Annotated in this window: 19 protein-coding genes and 1 pseudogene; all 20 read right to left on the reverse strand. The window is 37.5% G+C overall.

Going from position 1 to position 21184, the window contains the following annotated elements:
• Position 1: 1 nt before the first annotated feature.
• The 20 genes and pseudogenes from dapG to ltrA all read right to left on the reverse strand — a co-directional run bounded on the left by dapG (position 2) and on the right by ltrA (position 20644).
• Positions 2–1234, reverse strand: a complete 1233-nt coding sequence (gene dapG, locus Q9306_RS05210; protein WP_020059086.1) for an aspartate kinase — start codon at positions 1232–1234, stop codon at positions 2–4.
• A gap of 22 nt (positions 1235–1256) precedes the next feature.
• Positions 1257–2303 carry an aspartate-semialdehyde dehydrogenase gene (gene asd / locus Q9306_RS05215; RefSeq protein ID WP_306196022.1) on the reverse strand — a complete coding sequence of 349 codons (1047 nt, stop codon included), beginning with the start codon at positions 2301–2303 and terminating at the stop codon, positions 1257–1259.
• 149 nt (positions 2304–2452) lie between these two features.
• Positions 2453–3052, reverse strand: a complete 600-nt coding sequence (locus Q9306_RS05220) for a dipicolinate synthase subunit B (RefSeq protein WP_306196024.1) — start codon at positions 3050–3052, stop codon at positions 2453–2455.
• Positions 3049–3951, reverse strand: coding sequence for a dipicolinic acid synthetase subunit A (gene dpaA / locus Q9306_RS05225; RefSeq protein WP_306196218.1), 903 nt, complete (start codon positions 3949–3951; stop codon positions 3049–3051). Before dpaA ends, Q9306_RS05220 begins: the two co-directional genes overlap by 4 nt.
• 321 nt (positions 3952–4272) lie before the next feature.
• The gene (locus Q9306_RS05230; protein WP_020059139.1) at positions 4273–4524 is read right to left on the reverse strand and encodes a YlmC/YmxH family sporulation protein; all 252 of its coding nucleotides are present in this window, start codon (positions 4522–4524) and stop codon (positions 4273–4275) included.
• 339 nt (positions 4525–4863) lie between these two features.
• Complete coding sequence (locus tag Q9306_RS05235; RefSeq protein WP_306196028.1) at positions 4864–6108, reverse strand: M16 family metallopeptidase; 1245 nt, start codon at positions 6106–6108, stop codon at positions 4864–4866.
• An 88-nt stretch (positions 6109–6196) separates the two neighbouring features.
• A complete protein-coding gene (locus tag Q9306_RS05240; protein WP_306196030.1) occupies positions 6197–7096 on the reverse strand; it encodes a polysaccharide deacetylase family protein in 900 nt (299 codons plus the stop codon).
• A gap of 265 nt (positions 7097–7361) precedes the next feature.
• On the reverse strand, positions 7362–9512 hold the full coding sequence (gene pnp / locus Q9306_RS05245) for a polyribonucleotide nucleotidyltransferase (protein WP_306196032.1): 2151 nt from the start codon (positions 9510–9512) through the stop codon (positions 7362–7364).
• A 160-nt stretch (positions 9513–9672) separates the two neighbouring features.
• Complete coding sequence (gene rpsO, locus Q9306_RS05250) at positions 9673–9942, reverse strand: 30S ribosomal protein S15 (RefSeq protein WP_020059143.1); 270 nt, start codon at positions 9940–9942, stop codon at positions 9673–9675.
• A 100-nt stretch (positions 9943–10042) separates the two neighbouring features.
• Positions 10043–11014, reverse strand: coding sequence for a bifunctional riboflavin kinase/FAD synthetase (ribF, locus tag Q9306_RS05255; RefSeq protein ID WP_306196035.1), 972 nt, complete (start codon positions 11012–11014; stop codon positions 10043–10045).
• A gap of 43 nt (positions 11015–11057) precedes the next feature.
• The gene (gene truB / locus Q9306_RS05260) at positions 11058–11981 is read right to left on the reverse strand and encodes a tRNA pseudouridine(55) synthase TruB (RefSeq protein WP_306196037.1); all 924 of its coding nucleotides are present in this window, start codon (positions 11979–11981) and stop codon (positions 11058–11060) included.
• A 77-nt stretch (positions 11982–12058) separates the two neighbouring features.
• Positions 12059–12415 carry a 30S ribosome-binding factor RbfA gene (gene rbfA / locus Q9306_RS05265; RefSeq protein ID WP_098916200.1) on the reverse strand — a complete coding sequence of 119 codons (357 nt, stop codon included), beginning with the start codon at positions 12413–12415 and terminating at the stop codon, positions 12059–12061.
• A 15-nt stretch (positions 12416–12430) separates the two neighbouring features.
• Positions 12431–12712 (reverse strand): DUF503 domain-containing protein, encoded by a 282-nt coding sequence (locus tag Q9306_RS05270; RefSeq protein WP_020059147.1) that lies wholly within the window; start codon positions 12710–12712, stop codon positions 12431–12433.
• Positions 12709–14775, reverse strand: a complete 2067-nt coding sequence (gene infB, locus Q9306_RS05275; protein ID WP_306196041.1) for a translation initiation factor IF-2 — start codon at positions 14773–14775, stop codon at positions 12709–12711. Before infB ends, Q9306_RS05270 begins: the two co-directional genes overlap by 4 nt.
• A 4-nt stretch (positions 14776–14779) precedes the next feature.
• Entirely contained in the window at positions 14780–15091 is a 312-nt protein-coding gene (locus tag Q9306_RS05280; RefSeq protein WP_020059149.1) for a YlxQ family RNA-binding protein, read from the reverse strand.
• Positions 15092–15364, reverse strand: a complete 273-nt coding sequence (gene rnpM / locus Q9306_RS05285; RefSeq protein WP_020059150.1) for an RNase P modulator RnpM — start codon at positions 15362–15364, stop codon at positions 15092–15094.
• A gap of 11 nt (positions 15365–15375) precedes the next feature.
• Positions 15376–16476, reverse strand: a complete 1101-nt coding sequence (gene nusA, locus Q9306_RS05290; protein ID WP_306196043.1) for a transcription termination factor NusA — start codon at positions 16474–16476, stop codon at positions 15376–15378.
• 17 nt (positions 16477–16493) lie between these two features.
• Positions 16494–16964: a ribosome maturation factor RimP gene (rimP, locus tag Q9306_RS05295; protein ID WP_306196045.1), complete on the reverse strand. Its 471-nt coding sequence runs from the start codon at positions 16962–16964 to the stop codon at positions 16494–16496.
• Positions 16965–17304: 340 nt separating this feature from the next.
• Positions 17305–18720, reverse strand: a pseudogene (locus Q9306_RS05300) (PolC-type DNA polymerase III); the annotation flags it as partial.
• A gap of 97 nt (positions 18721–18817) precedes the next feature.
• Positions 18818–20644 carry a group II intron reverse transcriptase/maturase gene (gene ltrA / locus Q9306_RS05305; RefSeq protein WP_306196047.1) on the reverse strand — a complete coding sequence of 609 codons (1827 nt, stop codon included), beginning with the start codon at positions 20642–20644 and terminating at the stop codon, positions 18818–18820.
• Between the last annotated feature and the right edge of the window lie 540 nt (positions 20645–21184).

Below are 21184 nucleotides of genomic sequence, written 5' to 3' on the forward strand. Positions count from 1 at the left end.
CTTATAATTCCAGTTGCTTTTCTTTTGAAAGCTCAAATGCACGATGAAGTGCATTTACAGCATCTACAAGTTTCTCTTCTTTCACAAGTACCCATATTGTTGTATGGCTATCTGCTGATTGCAATATTTGAACTCCATTTTCAGCTAATGATGTGACAATTTTCGCTGTAACACCTGGAACACCTGCGATTCCAGCTCCAACAATAGATACTTTTGCACAGTGCTCCGTTACAATTGGATCATATCCAAGCTTATGAAGCACTTCAACTGCTCGATCTGCAACATCATCACTAACTGTGTATGCTACACCGGTAGGAGAAATATTGATCAAATCTACGCTAATCTTTTCATTTGCCATTTCTTTAAAAACTTCTGTTTGTAAATCATATGCCCCGTCTTTTGCTAACACTTTAATTTGCGTTACATCGGAAACATGAGCAATACCAGTTACAGGACGCTCTTGTACATCACGACCTTTTGTTGCACCATCATACGCTGCAATTAAAGTTCCCTCGCTATCAGAATACGTAGAACGCACACGCAGAGGTACTTTTGCATGCATCGCAATTTCAACAGCACGAGGATGAACAACTTTTGCACCTTGATATGCCATATTACAGATTTCATTATATGTTACATTTTCAAGATGTCGTGCATCTTTTACAATACGAGGATCAGCTGTCATCACACCTTCTACATCTGTAAAGATATCAATATATTCGGCATGAAGCGCAACACCTAATGCCGACGCTGATGTATCACTTCCACCGCGTCCAAGTGTTGTCGTATCGCCTTCTTTTGTTTGCCCTTGAAATCCCGTTACGACAATTACATCTACTTCTTCTAACTCTTTACGTATACGTTCACAGTTCATTTCAATGATTTTAGCGTTTGTAAAATCATCATTTGTAATAAAGCCAGCTTGTGCACCATTGAATGCTGCCGCTTTAATTTCATTTTCATTTAACATATTTGAAAACACAATTGCCGAAATTAACTCACCACAAGACAACAATAAATCTTGTTCACGTTTTGAAATAAACGATTGTTTTTCACTTACAAGGCTTAATAATGTATCAGTCGCATATGGCTCACCTTTGCGACCCATCGCAGATACAACAACTACAATTTTATAGCCTTCTTTCAATGATTTTTTGATGTGGTGAAGGGCGTGTTTTCGACCATTTTCATCACGTACAGATGTACCACCAAATTTTTGGACAATAATTTTCATTTTTGCACCTTCTTTTAGCCGTTTACACTAATTGTAATTTCACTAATCGTTCTGCAATTTGAACAGAGTTCCATGCAGCACCTTTTAATAAGTTATCAGATACGACCCAAAGATGGAATCCTTTATCATTGTTTAAATCTTTACGAAGGCGACCAACGAATACTTCGTTTTTACCAACTGCAGTTGCTGGCATTGGATATACTTGTTCTGCTGGATTATCTTGCAGTACAACTCCTTCTGCATTCGCTAACAGAGTACGCAGCTCTTCTACTGTTACACCTTCTTTTTCCACTTCAATATACACCGATTCAGAGTGACCTGATACAACTGGCAAGCGGACACATGTTGCCGCTACTTCAAGATCTGGCATATGCATAATTTTCTTTGTTTCATTAATCATTTTCATTTCTTCAAATGTAAAGCCATTATCTTCAAACTTATCAATTTGCGGAATCGCATTAAATGCAATTGGATAATGCTTTTCATCACCTTTTACTGGTAAAACATTTGCTTTTGCTTCTTCACCATTTAAAATGGCTTGTGATTGTTCATGTAGCTCTTCAATTGCAGCCGCTCCTGCTCCTGATACAGCTTGATATGTGGAAACGATTACTCGTTTTAAACCAAAGTTTTGACGAACTGGTTCAAGAGCAACTACCATTTGAATGGTAGAACAGTTTGGATTTGCAATAATTCCATTATGCTCTAATAAATCTTTTTCGTTTACTTCTGGTACAACAAGCGGAACATTTTCCGTCATGCGAAACGCACTCGTATTATCGACAACGATTGCACCGCGTTTTGCTGCTTCTGGTGCTAATTGTTTTGATACAGATCCACCCGCACTGAAGAGTGCAATATCCACTCCTTCAAAACTTTCAGGAGTAGCCTCTTGTACTGTTACTTCTTCTCCTTTAAATAAAAGCGTTTTACCTGCAGAACGTTTAGATGAAAGTAACGATAACTGTCCAATTGGAAAATTACGTTTCTCTAAAGTATTTAACATTTGTTCACCAACTGCGCCGGTTGCTCCAACTACAGCGACATGAAAAGATTTTTTCTTTTCCATCACTATGCCCCTTTCTAGGTACCAATCCTTCTATACTTAGAATAAAAAGGAGTAACAAATACTCCTTCTCATTCTTAATAGAATTAATTTTATCATATTCTGCGATAAGAATGATGGTTTCATGAAAAAAATTGTCTGTTTTTTGCTTGTTAATTCATATACTTGAATTTTTCTACAACTACAGGTTGGAGTTGTTTTCCTCCCATCGACTCTACAATTGTATCTTGCAATAATTCCATACGCGCTACCATAGAATTGGGCTTATTGTGCGGTGAATCTTGCCCAAACGGCACAAAATAAATATTTTTTGTTGCCATTAGGCGCATTAAGTTTACACCGTTTAATCCAAGAGCATCGTTCGTTGAAACCGCTAATACAACAGGTTTACCATTTCGCAAGGTAGCTTTAGCAGCCATTAATACAGGAGAATCTGTCATTGCATTGGCAAATTTACTCATTGTATTTCCTGTTAATGGTGCTATAACCATACAATCCAATGGAATTTTCGGACCAAGCGGTTCTGCCCCCGCAATTGAATCAATTACTTTATGACCAGTAATAGCTTCTATCTTCTCAATCCACTCGGCACCTTCACCAAATCTTGTATTTGTCGTTTGTAATGTATATGATACAACAGGGAGTACTTCCGCTCCATCCGCAACAAGTTTTTCTAAGTGTGGCATGACTTCTGCATACGTACAATGTGAGCCTGTTAACCCAAAACCAATTCGTTTCCCATTTACACTCATTTTTTATTCTCCTTTCTTACGTCTACATCTGCCATTAATAAATTTGAAAGGACATTTGCGAGAATTTGTCCTGCTGTTTTTGGTGCGACAATCCCTGGAAGTCCAGGCGCTAACAAAGCCTTAATTCCCCGCTTTTCTGCATAGCGGAAGTCTGTCCCTCCCGGTTTAGAGGCTAAATCAATAATTAATGTATGAGCAGGCATTTTTGAAATCGCACTTGCAGTTACAACAAGATGGGGGATTGTATTAATAACAATATCGACATCGTGTACCTCTCGCTCTATATCTCGCATTTGAAATGGCGTAAATGTCATTTCTGTAATACGCGCAATATGTTCAGAACGACGAGCACCTACTTTTACTTTCGCTCCTAGTGACTGAAATGCCCTTGCTACACTCATTCCAGTTCTCCCAAAACCTAATACCATTACCGTAGACCCATGAATTGTGTAATCGGTATGTTGAATAACCATCATAATAGTCCCTTCAACAGTTGGTATTGAGTTATAAATCGCTACATCATCACGATCAAACAATTTGACAAGTTTTCGATTCGTTGAAGAAGCAATTGTGTCTAAGTAAGTGTTACTAATACCTGAATATATCGTAAAATGGGCTGGTGTGTTTTCAATCTGTTCTTTTGTAATCATAACTTTTGCATTAGAAAAAATTGTATCAATCTTTCCATTTGCATCAGTTCCAGCTACCGGCAAAATAATGGCATCTAAAGAAGTAAAATCGAGATCTTGCATACTCTCTTTTGCTGATCCTGTAAATCCATGATCCAACTGATCAAAACCTACTAATGAGAGTTTCGCATCAAGCTCAACTAGCTTACGAATGACTTCAAGCTGCCTTGCATCTCCTCCTATGACAGCGATATGAATATCAGTCAACATTCTTTTCTTCACCTTCTTTTTCTCTCATTATAAGAAAAGTGCCTACTTTTTCGTTTTCCTCCACATCATATGTAATGTACGAGTATAAGGTGATTGAAAACAATAAAGTGCAACTTTAATCAGTGGGGGTTTTCTTCATCCCCCACTGATTATTAGCCCTCACCAATCGGGCTTTTACGGACAGTTTATCTCCCACCTAACTTCTTTGCTTTCGCTGAATTTTGAGGTAGGAGTATTACTGTCCGTTAATGCGGGACAAAGTAAGAATGACTTACATCTATAGATTTCCATAATAAAAAAGACGACCACATTGGTCATCTTTTAATTAAAATCTGAATAATTTACAAGGTCAAAAATAATCATATCTTGGCCTACTTTTTTAATTCTACTCCACTCCACCCTTACTTCTTGTTGCCCTCTTTTAAATCCTCCCCATTTTCCAACTGGAATAATGAGCGCTTGAATCTTCCCATCTTTCTCATCAATCTCTAGGTCAGCATGCCCTAATACCCCCATTCGTTCCGCACGCTGTAAATCAACAATTTCTTTTCCGCTTAGCTCACTTAATCGCATTCCATCCCCTCCATATATAACACTTTTATTAGAAGATTTCTTTTATATTAAGTACCTATTCTAGACTTCACAAAAAAATGCCTATATATAAATCCAAGTTAAAAAAACGACATGAAATCCTTTTCTTTTCAAGTGGGCGAGAGCGTCTAGCCATGCATAGAAGCGGTCAGGGCCTTTTTTTGCCACATGCGAAGTTCAAACAAAGGGAGAAAGAAAGTAGAAGAATCTATTTTTCTGCATAGCAGCAATTTATATACAGAAAGATTAAAATAGATAGAAATATAAATGAAAATTTAAAAAACCGTTTCTTCTAAATAAGAAACGGTTTTTTTAACATATTTATTTTTGATTTATTCCTTTTGGAAGCGCTCCATTCGGACTAATCAATGCTGCTGAAAACTCATCTGTGAACATATTCCGAATCAATGTATCTACATCTGCTTTTGTAACACTGTTTACACTTTCGATAATTTCATCTAATGAACGGTGTTTTTTTAGAAGTAATTCATTTTTACCATTGCGGCTCATTCGACTATTTGTACTTTCTAAACTTAACATAAGATTTCCTTTTAGTTGCTCTTTACTGTTAAGTAATTCTTTTTCTGTAATACCTGTATTTTTTAATGTATCAAGTGTTTGTTGAATTGTTTCGTACAACATATCAAGTTGCTGACTGCCCGTTCCTCCGTAGATTGTTAACATCCCTGTATCTTCATAAGAAGAATGATAAGAAAATACAGAGTACGCTAACCCACGTTGCTCGCGCACTTCTTGGAACAAACGACTACTCATACTGCCGCCTAGAATATTATTCAATACAATCAGATTATAAATACTTTCATCACCCATCTGTAATCCTTTAAATCCTAAACATAAATGAGCTTGTTCTGTCTCTTTTTTGCGTGCTACTTTATTTGGATGAAAAATAGGGCTATGTACTTGTTCACGGTTTGTTGTTCCTTCATAATCTCCAAAATATTGTTCAACGATTTGAACAAATGATTCATCAATGTTACCAGCAATTGAAACAACGACATTTTCTGGCGTATAATGATTTTTCATGTATTCACGAAGCGTATCACCTGTAAACGTTTCAAGCGTTTGCTCTGTTCCTAAAATAGGATATGCCAGCGGGTGCGTCTCATACGTCGCTTTCGTTAACATATCATGGACGATATCATCTGGCGTATCTTCATACATTTTAATTTCTTCAAACACAACATTTTTTTCTTTTTTCAATTCTTCTTCAACAAATGTTGAATTAAAGAACATGTCCGCTAAAATATCAAGTGCGTATTTCGCATGCTCATCTAACACTTTCGCATAATAACATGTATATTCCTTTGATGTAAACGCATTAACTTGCCCGCCAATGCTGTCAAAGGATTCTGCAATTTCTCTAGCACTACGTGTTTTCGTCCCCTTAAAAAACATGTGTTCTAAAAAGTGAGAAATCCCATTATTTTTTTCGTTTTCATTTCGTGATCCCGCATGAATCCATACTCCAATTGCAACAGAACGTACTGTTGGAATATGTTCCATTACGATTCTTACTCCATTTTTACACGTATATTTTTTGATCAAAAGCCTTCCTCCTATTAACAATTTCGCTGTTAAAAAATTCTATTATATAATCATAACAAGTTTAAAGACGAATGTCATGCAAATGTGTTTAATCAATACGCTTTTCATCTACTAAAGCAGATACGTTTCCTACAGTATATCCTTTTTCTTTTAGCTTTGAAATCAATGTATCAAGCGATTCTGCCGAAGAAGAAGTTGGATGCATTAAAATAATAGCACCGGGATGTACTTTACTAAATACTCTTTGGAGTAACACGTGCGGTTCTGGATGCTTCCAATCAATTGTATCCACTGTCCACATAATCGTTCCCATTTGTAACCTTGCAGCAGTATGAACAACATCGTCACGAAAACTGCCACTTGGAGGTGCAAACCAACGCACTTTTTGATTCGTTGCTGCTTCAATGACTTGATTCGTTTTTTGTAATTGTTCTTGGATTGCAGAAAGCGATAGAGTTTTCATATCAGGATGCGTATACGAATGATTTCCCACTTCCTGATTAGCATCCGCAATCATTTTTGCAAACCGTAAATTTTCTTTTACCCATCTTCCCTCTAGAAAGAAAGTTGCCTTCACATTATGCTTTTGCAGTACCTCTAACATACGTGGAAGATATTCATTCCCCCAAGCAACATTAATGGTAAGTGCAATCATTTTTTTACTTGGATTCCCTCTATAAATAGGGGCAGGTGATAAGTCTGCTAAATGTACTTTGGGCGATACTTCTCGGTATACCAATTGTTTCTCATCAAAACGGCCCTGTTTCTTCATGTTATTATAGGAAGCTTGTATATCCACTTCTTTCCCATTATACCCTGGCATCGCTTTCCACACTTTATCAATGAATGCATTTTGCGCTGGAATCGCATACCCTTTTGCTTGTTCTTCAATTTCTTCATACAAACGGTCCTTTGCATATGATATATGCGAAACATGCATAGCGGAGAACCATAATATTACTATGAGTAAAATAATGCGAATTTTCATTAAGCACCCTCCAATAAAGTAAAACTTCCATCAGTCAAGGATCTTCCATCCGCCGACTAATAGTTAGCACGATTTCCCTTCTATTCTTTTGAGGTACACCTTGTTAAACGAAAATAATCAACAGTTTCTTTTCTTATCATTGTTAATTTAAACGTTCTCATTAAAACTATACTCCCTTATATACAAAAAACCTTGAGATGTATCCCAAGGTTTTTTACATAGCAAAAAAGCTAAGGGATTCCCTTAGCTTTTCTCTAGCTTATTCTTATTCTTGCTCTTGTTCTTGCCCTTGCTCTTGTTCTTGCTTTGCAGCTTCTTTTTCCTGCTCTTCTTTAAGCAATACTTTTCGAGATAAGTTTACACGACCTTGTTTATCGATTTCGATAACTTTTACTGAAATCTCATCACCGATTTTCACAACATCTTCTACTTTCCCTACACGTTCAAGTGCTAATTCAGAAATATGAACAAGACCGTCTTTACCACTGAATAATTCAACGAAAGCACCAAATTTTTCAATTCGTTTTACTTTTCCTAAGTAAATTTCACCTACTTGAACTTCACGAACGATATCTTCGATAATTTTCTTCGCTTTTTCATTCATTTCTTGATCAATAGATGAAATAAAGACTGTGCCATCTTGTTCAATATCAATTTTCACGCCTGTTTCTTCAATAATCTTGTTAATTTGCTTTCCGCTTGGTCCAATAACATCACGGATTTTATCTGGATTAATTGTCATTGTCACAATCTTAGGAGCATATTTAGATAACTCCGTACGTGGCTCAGCAATAACAGATAACATATGATCTAAAATGTGCATACGTCCAACTTTTGCTTGTTGCAATGCTTCTTCTAAAATTTCACGTGATAACCCTTCAATTTTAATATCCATTTGAAGTGCCGTTACACCTTTAGCTGTACCTGCTACTTTAAAGTCCATATCACCTAAGTGATCTTCCATTCCTTGGATATCCGTTAAAATTGTGTAATGGTCACCAGACTTCACAAGTCCCATTGCAATACCAGCAACTGGAGCTTTAAGCGGAACACCTGCATCCATCATCGCTAAAGTGCTACCACAAATACTTGCTTGTGAAGTAGAACCATTTGATTCTAATACTTCTGATACAAGACGTACTGTATACGGGAAGTCCTTTTCAGATGGAATAACTGGCTCAAGGGCACGTTCACCTAATGCACCATGACCGATTTCACGACGACCTGGGCCGCGCATTGGTCTCGTTTCCCCAACACTAAAGGACGGGAAGTTATAATGATGCATGAAGCGTTTTGATTCTTCTACACCAAGACCATCTAAAATTTGTACATCGCCTAATGCTCCTAATGTACAAATACTTAATGCTTGTGTTTGTCCACGTGTAAACAAACCAGAACCATGCGTACGAGATAAAATTCCTACTTCTGATGCTAGAGGACGAATTTCATCACCTTTACGTCCATCTGGGCGAATTTTTTCAACTGTAATAAGACGACGTACTTCTTCTTTTACAATTTTATATAGAATTTCATTTACTTGTCCTAATGTTTCAGCATCAGCTTCTTGCGCCTCATAATGCTGGGTAATACGCTTTTTCACTGCATTAATTGCATCTTCACGTGCATGTTTTTCGTGTACTTGAATTGCTGCATGCATATCTTGCTCTGCCATTTCACGTACAGCTTGATCAAGCTCAGCGTTCACTTCATATAACTGAACTTCCGTTTTTTCTTTTCCAACTGCTTGTACAATTTCTTCTTGGAAAGCAATTAGACGTTTAATTTCTTCATGACCAAACATAATTGCTTCTAGCATCGTTTCTTCAGGCACTTGGTCTGCTCCTGCTTCTACCATGTTAATAGCATCTTTTGTTCCAGCAACAACAAGGTGAATATCACTTTGCTCCTGTTGTTCAACTGTTGGATTAATAATAAATTCGCCGTCAATACGACCAACTGTCGCACCAGCAATCGGCCCTTCAAATGGAATATCTGAAATCGATAACGCCAATGAAGAACCAAGCATAGCTGCCATTTCTGAAGAACAATCTTGATCCACACTCATTACAATGCTGACTACTTGTACTTCATTACGGAAGCCATCAGCAAAAAGAGGACGAATTGGACGATCAATTAAACGGCTCGCTAAAATTGCTTTCTCACTTGGACGACCTTCACGTTTGATAAAGCCGCCTGGAATTTTCCCTACTGCATATAAACGTTCTTCATAGTTTACTGTTAACGGGAAGAAATCTACATTTTTTGCCTCTTTTGATGCAGTTGCTGTAGATAGAACCGCTGTATCGCCATATCTTACTAAAACTGCTCCGTTTGCTTGTTTTGCAAGCTGACTTGTTTCAATCGTTAGCTGACGACCAGCCCAATCTATCGAGAAGACTTGCTTTTCTTGACTCATTTAAGTACCCCTCTCAATTTAAAATATTCAATTCTTCTATGTAAATGGATAATATATCACAACATTCTTCCTCTAGTATTACCGAAAATTCAGTAAGCTATCAAGAGTAGAAGATATATTTTTACCTAACAAAAAAGCGGGAATATTCCCGCTTCTTTGACTATCGACGTAATCCAAGCTTTGTGATTAGTTCACGGTAGCGAGTGATGTCATTGTTACGAAGGTAAGTAAGTAAGTTACGACGTTTACCAACCATCTTTAAAAGACCGCGACGTGAATGATGATCCTTCTTGTGAGTACGTAAGTGCTCATTTAGAGTGTTAATTTGCTCCGTTAGGACAGCAACTTGAACTTCTGGAGAACCAGTATCAGTCTCATGAGTTCTAAATTGTGCAATAATTTCGTTTTTACGCTCTTGTGTTAAAGCCATCCTATTTCACCTCCTAAGTATTAAATCCCCAATTACCTAGCAAACGTCGGTGAGTCGTAATGCCAAGCAATGGTTATTGTAAAGTACATAAGATAGAATACTACTTTTCATTAGAAAAAGCAAGTATATTATTTGCATGGCTAAAATAATCTTCTGCCGTTCTTTTATCTTTTGCAATTTGTGCAACTAACTCATCAATTCCGTTAAACTTTTTTTCTTCACGAATGCGCATGTGCCACTCCACAACGACAGACTCATCATATATATCACGCTGAAATTCAAAAAGATGTACTTCAATAGAAAGCTGCTTTTCATTTTCCTTAAAAGTAGGTTTATATCCAATATTACATACACCTTCATGCCACTCATCATTCACGTTCATTCTAACGGCATATACACCAACAGGCGGCAAAAGATATTCATCATTTAAAGCGACATTTGCGGTTGGAAAGCCAATTTGGCGTCCTCGCTTATCTCCATGAACAACTGTACCTTCAACTGTATATGGTCTGCCTAAAATAGCTGGAATTCGTTCCATTTCTCCGTTACGGATATGTTTTCGTAATAATGTGGAACTTACTTTTTCTTCTTGAAATTCTACTTTTTCAATCACGGTTTGTGTAAACGCCCCTCTCGCATGAAATGGTAAAGTTTCCATCGTTCCTTTTCCTAAACGTCCGTACGAATAATCAAAACCAGCTACAACATGTTTTGCATTTAGCCCAATAATATAATCATCTACAAATTGTTGTGGCAGTAAATTTGCAAATGCTTCGTCAAATTTCACAACATATAAAATATCAATTCCTAAACTTGCAATCACTTTTTCTTTACTTCGTAAAGGCGTAATATACTCTACATGCGCTTCCTTTTTCCCTAATACAACAGACGGATGCGGATGAAAAGTCATAACAGCACTTTTATAACCTCGCTCTTCTGCAACCTTTTTCGCAGTACGAATAACACGTTGATGACCTAAATGAATACCATCAAAATAGCCTAATGCCATCACAGTAGGCTCTATTTCCGTTTTGTTTAATGCATGGGGATGAGTTAAATGAATGAGTTTCACGCTTGAATTCACCTTTTTCTGTAATAATCCTTCCAATTATTCATTATAGCTGTAATTCTTGATTATTCACAAGTACTTTCATCGGTTTCAGCATACCTGGATGTTTTGGGTGATGTTCATAAATTGCTAAACAGCGTTCCTTTTCATCAAAAACTGTAATAAATGGCGCCGTCACTTGTTCCTTATTCGGTAAAAACATACCATTCTTCACTTTTTCTGCTTGTTCCTCATTGACAACCATTTTTGGAAACTTACATAACGCTTCATCAATCGATATGAAGATAGATTCCACTGTTCCATTTTGCACGTTTTGTTCAATTTCTTCAAATGATATGCAATCTTCTAATTTAAACTCTCCTGATGCTGTTCTCACAAGATCGGACATATGCGCCGGAAATCCAAGCTTTTCCCCAATCATAACAGCTAATGTTCTTACGTATGTTCCTTTACTACAAGTCACTCGGAAACGGAGGGAAATTGTCTCTCCTTCAAATAATTCACGGTTATCAAGTAAAATGAATTCATGAATCGTAATTGTACGAACCGGACGCTCTACTTCTATTCCCGCCCTTGCATATTCATATAGTTTCTTTCCATTCACTTTTACAGCCGAATACATTGGTGGTACTTGTTCGATTGTTCCCGTTAAGCCAGCTAATACTGATTCTACCTCTTGACGGGTAATAACACGATTGACATCTTGCTTTGCAACAACTTCACCTGAAGCATCTTCTGTAGTCGTCGAAAATCCTAGCGTAACTTCACCTTCGTACGTTTTTGTTTCGCTCGTTAAAAATTGCGCAATTTTCGTAGCACGCCCTACACAAATTGGTAATACCCCTGTCACATCCGGGTCTAAAGTTCCTGTATGCCCTATACGTTTCTCTCTTAATATTTTTCTTAATTTAAATACACAATCATGTGATGTCATCCCTTTTGGTTTATGTAATAGTACTACACCTTCCATATATTCACCTCATCGTTATACTTTTGTGTACTAGACTTATTTCAGATTGAAAAAATGGATAGACAAATGTCTATCCATTATTCTTCCCGCTTACCTTCTTTATTAATTTCATGTAAAAGTGTATCAATTCGATGACCATATCCAATCGATTCATCAAATTCAAAGGAGATTTCAGGTGTTTTCCGAAGACGAATACGCTGTCCAATTTCGGAACGGATAAAACCTTTTGCCTTCGCTAAGCCTTTTAATGTATTTGCTTTCTGTTCTTCGTCTCCTAAAACAGAAATGTATACTTTGGCAATTTGTAAATCTCCACTTACTTGTACATCTGTTACTGTTACAAATCCAACACGTGGGTCTTTAATTTTCCGACTAATAATGTCGCCTAATTCTTTTTTCATTTGTTCGCCCACACGGTTTGCACGTAGTTTCATACCTATTCACCTCATTCAATACCATTCCAATTGTGTTATCGTACGTTCAATTTCAGGAAATGAATCAATGTAGGCAAGTACACGATTCATTTCTTTTTCGCACACAACACGATTTGAGGATACGGAAACAATCGCAATTTCTGTACGTTGCCATACATCTTGATGCCCAACTTCTGAAACAGATACATTGTAACGCTGTTTCACACGAGTTAAAACACGCTGTAAAATTGCCCGTTTCTCTTTTAAAGAATGCACGTCATAAATCATACACTCAAATGAGAGTGAAGCGATAATCATCGCTTCACTTCTTCCATAATGTACGCCTCAATGATGTCCCCTTCTTTAAGATCATTATATCTTTCAATTGTAATACCACACTCATAGTTTTGGGCAACTTCTTTTACGTCATCTTTGAAACGTTTTAACGTATCAAGTTGACCTTCGAAAATAACTACGCCGTCACGAATGATACGCACGCCGCTATCACGTGTAATTTTACCATCTGTTACGTAACATCCTGCAATTGTTCCAACTTTCGTTACTTTGAACGTTTGACGAACTTCTGCTTGACCAATTACTTTTTCTACGAATTCAGGATCTAGCATACCTTGCATTGCAGCTTCGATCTCTTCGATTACTTTATAAATAATGCGGTGCAAACGAATATCAACATTTTCTAATTCAGCTGTACGCTTCGCATTGACATCAGGACGTACGTTAAATCCAATTACAATTGCATTAGATGCAGAAGCTAAAATAATATCAGATTCTGTAATTGCACCTACGCCAGTATGGATAATTTTCACTTTTACGCCTTCAACATCAATTTTACGAAGTGATGCTGCCATTGCTTCCACAGAACCTTGTACATCTGCTTTCACAATCAAGTTAATTTCTTTTACATCGCCTTCTTTAATTTGTTGGAATAAATCTTCAAGGCTTAATTTAGATTTTTCGCCACGCTGTGCAAGCAATGCTTGTTGTGCACGTGATTCACCGATTTGACGTGCTTTCTTCTCATCAGCAAATGCCATAAAGCGATCTCCTGCTTGTGGTACTTCATTTAAACCTGTAATCTCAACAGGAGTAGACGGACCAGCAACTTTTACACGACGACCAATATCATTTACCATCGCACGAACACGGCCGAACGATGTACCAACAACGATTGGATCTCCTACTCGAAGTGTACCGTTTTGTACAAGTAATGTCGCAATTGTTCCTTTACCTTTATCAAGCTGCGCTTCAATTACTGTACCAGTTGCATAACGATTCGGATTTGCTTTGTATTCTTCTACTTCACTTACAAGAAGAATCATTTCTAACAAGTTGTCAATTCCTTCACCTTTAATAGCTGCGATTGGTACGAAAATTGTATCACCGCCCCAAGCTTCTGGAACTAATTCATATTCTGTTAACTCTTGCATTACACGGTCTGGATTTGCTGATGGTTTATCCATTTTATTTACAGCAACAATAATTGGTACTCCAGCTGCTTTCGCATGATTAATCGCTTCAACTGTTTGCGGCATAACACCGTCATCAGCTGCTACAACAAGAATTGTAATATCCGTAACTTGTGCACCGCGTGCACGCATTGTTGTAAATGCTGCGTGACCTGGTGTATCTAAGAACGTAATTTTTTTGTCGTTTACTTCAACTTGGTATGCACCAATATGCTGCGTAATTCCGCCAGCTTCACCAGCTGTTACTTTCGAATTACGAATAGAGTCAAGTAATGTTGTTTTACCATGGTCAACGTGTCCCATAATTGTAACAACAGCTGGACGCTCTTTTAAGTTTTCTTCATTGTCTTGTTCGTCCATAAACGTCTCGAATTCTGTTTCACTAACAATTACTTCTTCTTCTACTTCAATACCATAATCACTAGCAATTAACTCAATTGTATCTTTATCTAAATCTTGGTTAATTGTTGCCATGATTCCAAGCATAAAGAGCTTTTTAATAATTTCAGATGGCTCTTTGCTTAATTTTTTCGCAAGTTCGCCTACTGCAAGCGTGCCAGAGAAAGTAATTTTGTCTGGTGTTTCTACTACTTGCGTTTGTTGTCTTCCAGCAAAGTTTTCTTGACGTTTGTCTTGATTCCCTTTACCTTTTTTCTTATTCTTATTGCTGTTCTTTTTGCTGCGAACAACTTTTTCTTCTACTTCAAACTCATCTGCAACAGAAGGTTTTTCTGCTCCATCATTATACTGATTATCTAACTTGTTTACTACTTCGTCATCTAACATCGCCATATGATTCGATACCTCAATATTCATTTCTTTTAGTTTTGTAATAATATCTTTACTTGAGATATTGTGTTTTTTTGCATATTCATATACTCGAATTTTACTCATACCTTCACCCCCGGTAAGTTGTATCGAGCATGCTAAGCAGCTTCTTAGCAAAGCCGTCATCTAACACCGCTACAACGACTCGTTCTTCTCTCCCAATCGCATGCCCTAATTCTTGTCGATTTTCGACCTTTCTCATTGGTACGTTGTAGAATGTTGTTTTGTCCGTAATGCGCTTTGTTGTATTTGCTGACGCATCTTCAGAAAGCAATACGAGCTTTGCTTTACCGCCTCGAACTTCTTTTAAAACAAGCTCTTCACCCGATATAATCTTTCGAGCCCGATTAGCCAGCCCTAAAAACGATTTCCAATTGGACACTTACTTCGACTCCTTCTCAACAAGCTCAATTAGCTCTTCATAAAGAGAGTCATCAATTTTCGCTTTTAGGTGATGTTCCAAGACATTCTTCTTTTTCGCCTGAGAAATGCATTCTTTATCTTTTGACAAATATGCACCGCGTCCTGATTGTTTACCTGTTAAATCAATCGACACGACTCCCTCCTTGGAACGAACAATGCGAATGAGCTCGCGTTTTGATTTCATTTCTTGTGTTACCACACATTTTCGTAACGGAACTTTCCGATTGCTCACGTTCATCACCTCTATTCGATTTCATCTTCAGCAGAATCGAATGCGAGCATCATATCTTCTTCTGTTAAAAGTCCTAGTTGTTTCGCATCAGACTCACTTTTAATATCAATTTTCCAGTTTGTTAATTTCGCTGCAAGTCGCGCGTTTTGCCCACGCTTACCAATTGCTAAGGAAAGTTGATGATCTGGAACAATTACAGTAGTTGCTTTGTCTTCTTCGTTTACAAGCACTTTTACAACTTGTGATGGACTGAGTGAATTTGCTACATATTCAACTGGATCATTTGACCAGCGAACAATATCAATTTTTTCACCTTTTAGCTCATCTACGATGCGTTGTACACGTTGTCCTTTCGGTCCTACACAAGAACCTACTGGATCTACATCTACATTCTCAGAGTAAACTGAGATTTTAGAGCGGTCTCCAGCTTCACGTGCTACAGAACGAATTTCTACAGTTCCATCATAAATTTCTGGCACTTCAATTTCAAACAGACGCTTTAAAAGGCCTGGATGCGTACGTGACACATAAATTTGCGGGCCTTTTGTTGTTTTCTCTACTTTTGTAATGAAAACACGGATGCGATCATGCGGTTTGTACTGTTCGTTTGGCATTTGCTCGCTTACTGGTAAAAGTGCTTCTACTTTCCCTAAACTTACATAAATAAAGCGAGCATCTTGGCGTTGTACAATACCAACCATAATGTCTTCTTCACGGTCGCTGAACTCAGAGTAAATCACGCCACGTTCAGCTTCACGTACACGCTGCGTTACAACTTGTTTTGCTGTTTGTGCTGCAATACGACCGAAATCTTTTGGCGTTACTTCAATCTCTAATACGTCGCCCTCTTGGTAGTTTGGATTAATTTGTCTTGCTTTTTCAACAGAAATTTCAAGACGTGGGTCAAATACATTTTCCACTACATCCTTACGCGCTAATACTTGAATAGTCCCAACTTCAGGATTGAAGCTAACGCGAACATTTTGCGCTTGATTGAAATTTCGTTTATAAGCAGAAATTAAAGCTGCTTCAATAGCATCAATAATAATATCTTTGCTAATACCTTTTTCTTGTTCTAATACGAGCAAAGCATCTAACAACTCAGTGCTCATGAAGATCCCCCTTCTTACTAAAACGTAACTGCAAGTCGCGCATTGGCAACTTTATCCATTGGAATTTGGATTTCTTTTTTACGTGTTTTAATTGTTAATAGTAATGTAATTGTTGTTCCATCATATGCAAGTAGCTTTCCTTCAAACATTTTCTCGCCATCGATTGGCTCGTATGTTTTAATTGCAACTTGTTTGTCTACTGCTTGCTGAAAATCTTTTTCTTTCTTTAATGGACGCTCCGCTCCTGGGGAGGATACATCTAAAAAGTAAAGATGAGGAATTGGATCCTCTTTATCTAAAGCTTCACTTAATCGCTCACTTACCGCACCGCATTCCTCAATATCTACTCCTGTATCAGAGTCAATGGATACGCGTAAAAACCAATCTTTTCCTTCTTTCACATACTCTACATCTACAAGCTCAAGGCCAAGCTCTTCGACAATTGGCTGCGCAAGTGCTTCAACAACTTCTGTGACTTTCTTATCCATAAACAGCCTCCTTTCTGCCGCCATGTAACAGTTGAAAGACTTCATCCTGCGTACTTTTAACCAATGCAGTTTGTATATTCTTTCTCGTTAGCTAACAAAAGCCCCTGCTAATAAGCAGGGAATATCTGTCTTAGTATTACCAAATTTAAGAAGTAAAACTTGTAACAAAATATGTATATACGACAGAAGCGTCTACATAAATTTTAGACGCAGAAGCGTAGATAGTAAAACGAAAGAGTGGGTTTCCCCACTCTTTTTTTCACAAAATATACATGACATGGTTATCTCGCTACCTAGTATAGCATAGCAACCATGGTTTTGCAAAGACTTTTCCTTCCTATCAGAACAGGGATAACTGGTTTTGATCTGGTAGTTCTCCTAAACAACCTTGACTATCTAAATACTCAATAATTGTTTTGGAAATCTTACTGCGCTGTTGTAAATCCTCTTTCGATAAAAACTCGCCATTTTCACGTGCTGCTACAATACTTAATGCCGCATTTGTACCAAGACCAGGTATTGCATTAAATGGTGGAATCAATGTATTTCCATCAATAATAAAGTCAGTTGCACTAGAGCGATATAAATCAACCTTTTGGAATGAGTAACCACGTTCGCACATTTCAAGTGTCATTTCTAATACTGTTAATAAGCTTTTCTCTTTCGGCGATGCATCTAATCCTTTTTGCGCAATTTCATCAATTTTAACGCGGATAGATGCTGAACCTTTAGCCATCGCCTCTAAATCAAAATCATCGGCACGAACTGTGAAATATGCCGCGTAGAATAAAAGCGCAAAATGCACTTTGAAATACGCAATGCGCACAGCCATGAGTACATATGCTGCCGCATGGGCCTTTGGGAACATATACTTAATCTTTTTACATGATTCAATATACCATCCCGGCACATTATTATTGCGCATTTCCTCTTCCCACTCTGGAGGTACACCTTTCCCTTTACGTACAGATTCCATAATTTTAAACGCTAAAGATGGTTCTAAACCTTGGTATATTAAATACACCATAATGTCATCACGACAACCGATTACTTCACTCAGTGTACATGTGCCATCATAAATGAGTTCATTTGCATTTCCAAGCCATACATCTGTACCGTGAGATAGTCCAGAAATTTGGACAAGCTCTGAAAATGTCGTCGGCTTCGTTTCCTCTAACATTTGGCGAACGAATTTTGTACCAAATTCCGGGATACCAAGTGTACCTGTTTTACAGTTAATTTGTTCTTCTGTTACGCCAAGTGATTCTGTACCTGAGAAAATTTTCATTACTTCTGGATCATCAGTTGGAATCGTCTTCGGATCCACTCCACTTAAATCTTGAAGCATACGAATCACTGTCGGATCATCGTGTCCAAGTATATCAAGTTTTAATAAGTTATCATGAATAGAATGGAAATCAAAATGTGTAGTTCTCCATTCTGCCTCTAAAGAATCTGCTGGATATTGGATCGGTGTAAAATCAAAGACATCCATGTAATCCGGCACTACGATAATACCACCTGGATGTTGCCCTGTCGTTCTCTTAACACCAGTACACCCTGATACAAGACGATCTACCTCTGCTCCTCGTATCGTTAAATTATGGTCTGAAGCATAGCCTTTCACATAACCATACGCGGTCTTTTCGGCAACGGTGCCTATTGTTCCAGCACGATATACATTATCTTCACCGAACAGTACTTTCGTATAGTTATGGGCACGAGGTTGGTATTCTCCTGAGAAGTATAGTGATAGGTAAGCATTTGATATTATCTCCAGCTTTTCCCCCACTCCACACCGTGCGTGAGGCTTTCACACTCACACGGCGTTCCATCGTTAACTCTGTCGAAGTTTATAAGCTAAGTTTTGGATTTCCTACTTCCGTTCTCAGCTTATTTAATTTGTTTAAAGCTTTCTTTTCAAACTTGGCTAACATTTTTTTGTAATCTTTATTTGCAAGAGGGTCTTTATTATGAATTAACATATGATATTTCTTATTGATAATAATTAAGTTATCATATTCATCACTACCGCCTTGAGCTGTTGAATTGATGTGGTGACATATAGCATTATGAGGAGTCAATCGTTCCCCTGTTATTCCACAACATCCTTTTTGCACAACATATTTACTTAAGCGGTTGTTTTCATACAGAACACTTTTTGCTTTATATATTCCTTTACGAAACATTTCAATTTCCCGCACAGACACACGCTTTATCTCTTTATGAATTGATGCCCTATCCTTTTCATTATAAACGGAGAAGTTAGGATCTCTTTGACCTCGTATATCATGTCGAATTGCTTCAATAGGATAGACCAGTAATCCATTACTTTTAAACCTTGGACAATTATAATCTCCATAGAATTTATCAATGATATTATTCGTTTCCTTTGTATAAACAAAGATGTTTCTGAACATCAATGATTTTATATTCGGATGAATTTTATGTCTTATCTCATTAAAATCTTGAGAAATTCTGGTCGCAATTTTGTAGTAGTTATGCAATCCAAGAATGTTCGAATTAAAATTCATCACTTTTTCTGGAGTGGGACTTTTCCTCATCTTAACGAGTTGATGGCGGATAACGCCTAATACCTTCTCTTTTGCTTTCGGGTCCATCTTTGAGTTTACGATATAGCCTGTTTTGGCATTTCCTTTTTGAACGGCTCTAAAACGAATCCCTAAAAAGTCTGTACCGTTTTTCCGTAAGTTTGTGATTTTACTTTTTTCTTCACTTATCTCAAGACCTAATCTTTCCTTAAGCCATGTTTCAACCGCTATTTTAATCTTTCTAGCGTTTTCGTAGGAATTTGTGAAGATTTTAAAGTCATCCGCATATCTTACTAAATACATTGGTTTTAACCTTGTCTTTTTAAGTGCATCCGTTTTATTACGTTTCAATTTGTAAGGCACTCTCGTCGGTTTTGTTTCCCATTGGTTTGACACCCACCAATCAAGTTCATTTAATACAACATTGGCTAGCAATGGAGATAAAATACCACCTTGAGGAGTCCCTTTAACAGGAATACCTTCACCTGTAATTTCCGCCTTCAGCATTTTTTTGATGATGGATAAAACACTTTTGTCCCGTATTCCAATTGTCCATAGCTGCCTCATTAACTTTTTATGATTAACGTTATCAAAGAAACCTTTAATATCTATGTCCACTACAAAATGTTGGTGACTGTGATTGACCATATGATAACACCTAGCTAAAGCGTCATGAGTGCTTCGTTTTGGTCGAAAACCATAGCTTTGTGGATGAAACTTCCCTTCAACAATCGGTTCCAAAACTTGCAGGAACATTTGCTGAATTAATCGGTCTTCAATCGTTGGAATCCCTAAAGGTCGCATTTTCCCGTTTGGCTTTGGTATAAACACACGTCTTACTGTGTGTGGCATGTAGTTTTCCAATCTCTTCTTCGTTAATCTGATTAGCTTGTCAGCATCTATTTTATTAAGATGTTTCATTGTGTGTCCATTTGTACCTTTCGTTTTACTCCCCGTGTTGCTTTTTAAATTACGAAAGGCTAATCGAATGTTTTCTTCAGAAACAATCAGCTCATAAATGTTTTTGAAATATCGACCCTTTTTGCTCTCTTCATAAAGATTATCAAAAGTTGATTGTAAGCCAAAATATTCATTGTTTCTTAATTTTTGAATCATTAAGTCAGCCAACTAATCACTTCCTTATGAAGTTTTCGTTTCTCTTTTGTCATACACGAATCTGACTTTTGTAGGTTTTGTTTCGACGTTAACGACTTGTGCCCTTCCCTCTGAAATGTTTTTATCCTCCGACTTATTGGTTATTCAGTCATCTTCAGCATTTCATTAAGCGGTACTACGGCACTACTGCCACTTTCGTAAAATGTGTTATAGCATTTGCCTTTCCACATACCATCGTCATCGAAGTGCAACCTTCTCTTATGTCGAAAGCTTCACACGTTCCACTATTCCTATCTGTACATAATTCCCTTAGGTTCCCCCTAAATTCCGCCAAGCTTGACTGTGCCTGTAACACAGTATGGATTTTCATAACCAAACGTTTACTCATCCACACTTGGAAGTCCTCTTTGGACCCCGTTACATTTCTGTAACGTGATATTCTCGAAAAGTCAGTCGAGGGTTCGTCCCAGTGATTCTACTGATTCTAACCATAGGAATTTTATAGACACCAGACCTATCATTCACAGAAGGTTTCTACCTCCCTTTCCTCGT

The organism is Bacillus multifaciens (assembly GCF_030756675.1).
GTDB classification, from domain to species: domain Bacteria; phylum Bacillota; class Bacilli; order Bacillales; family Bacillaceae_G; genus Bacillus_A; species Bacillus_A multifaciens.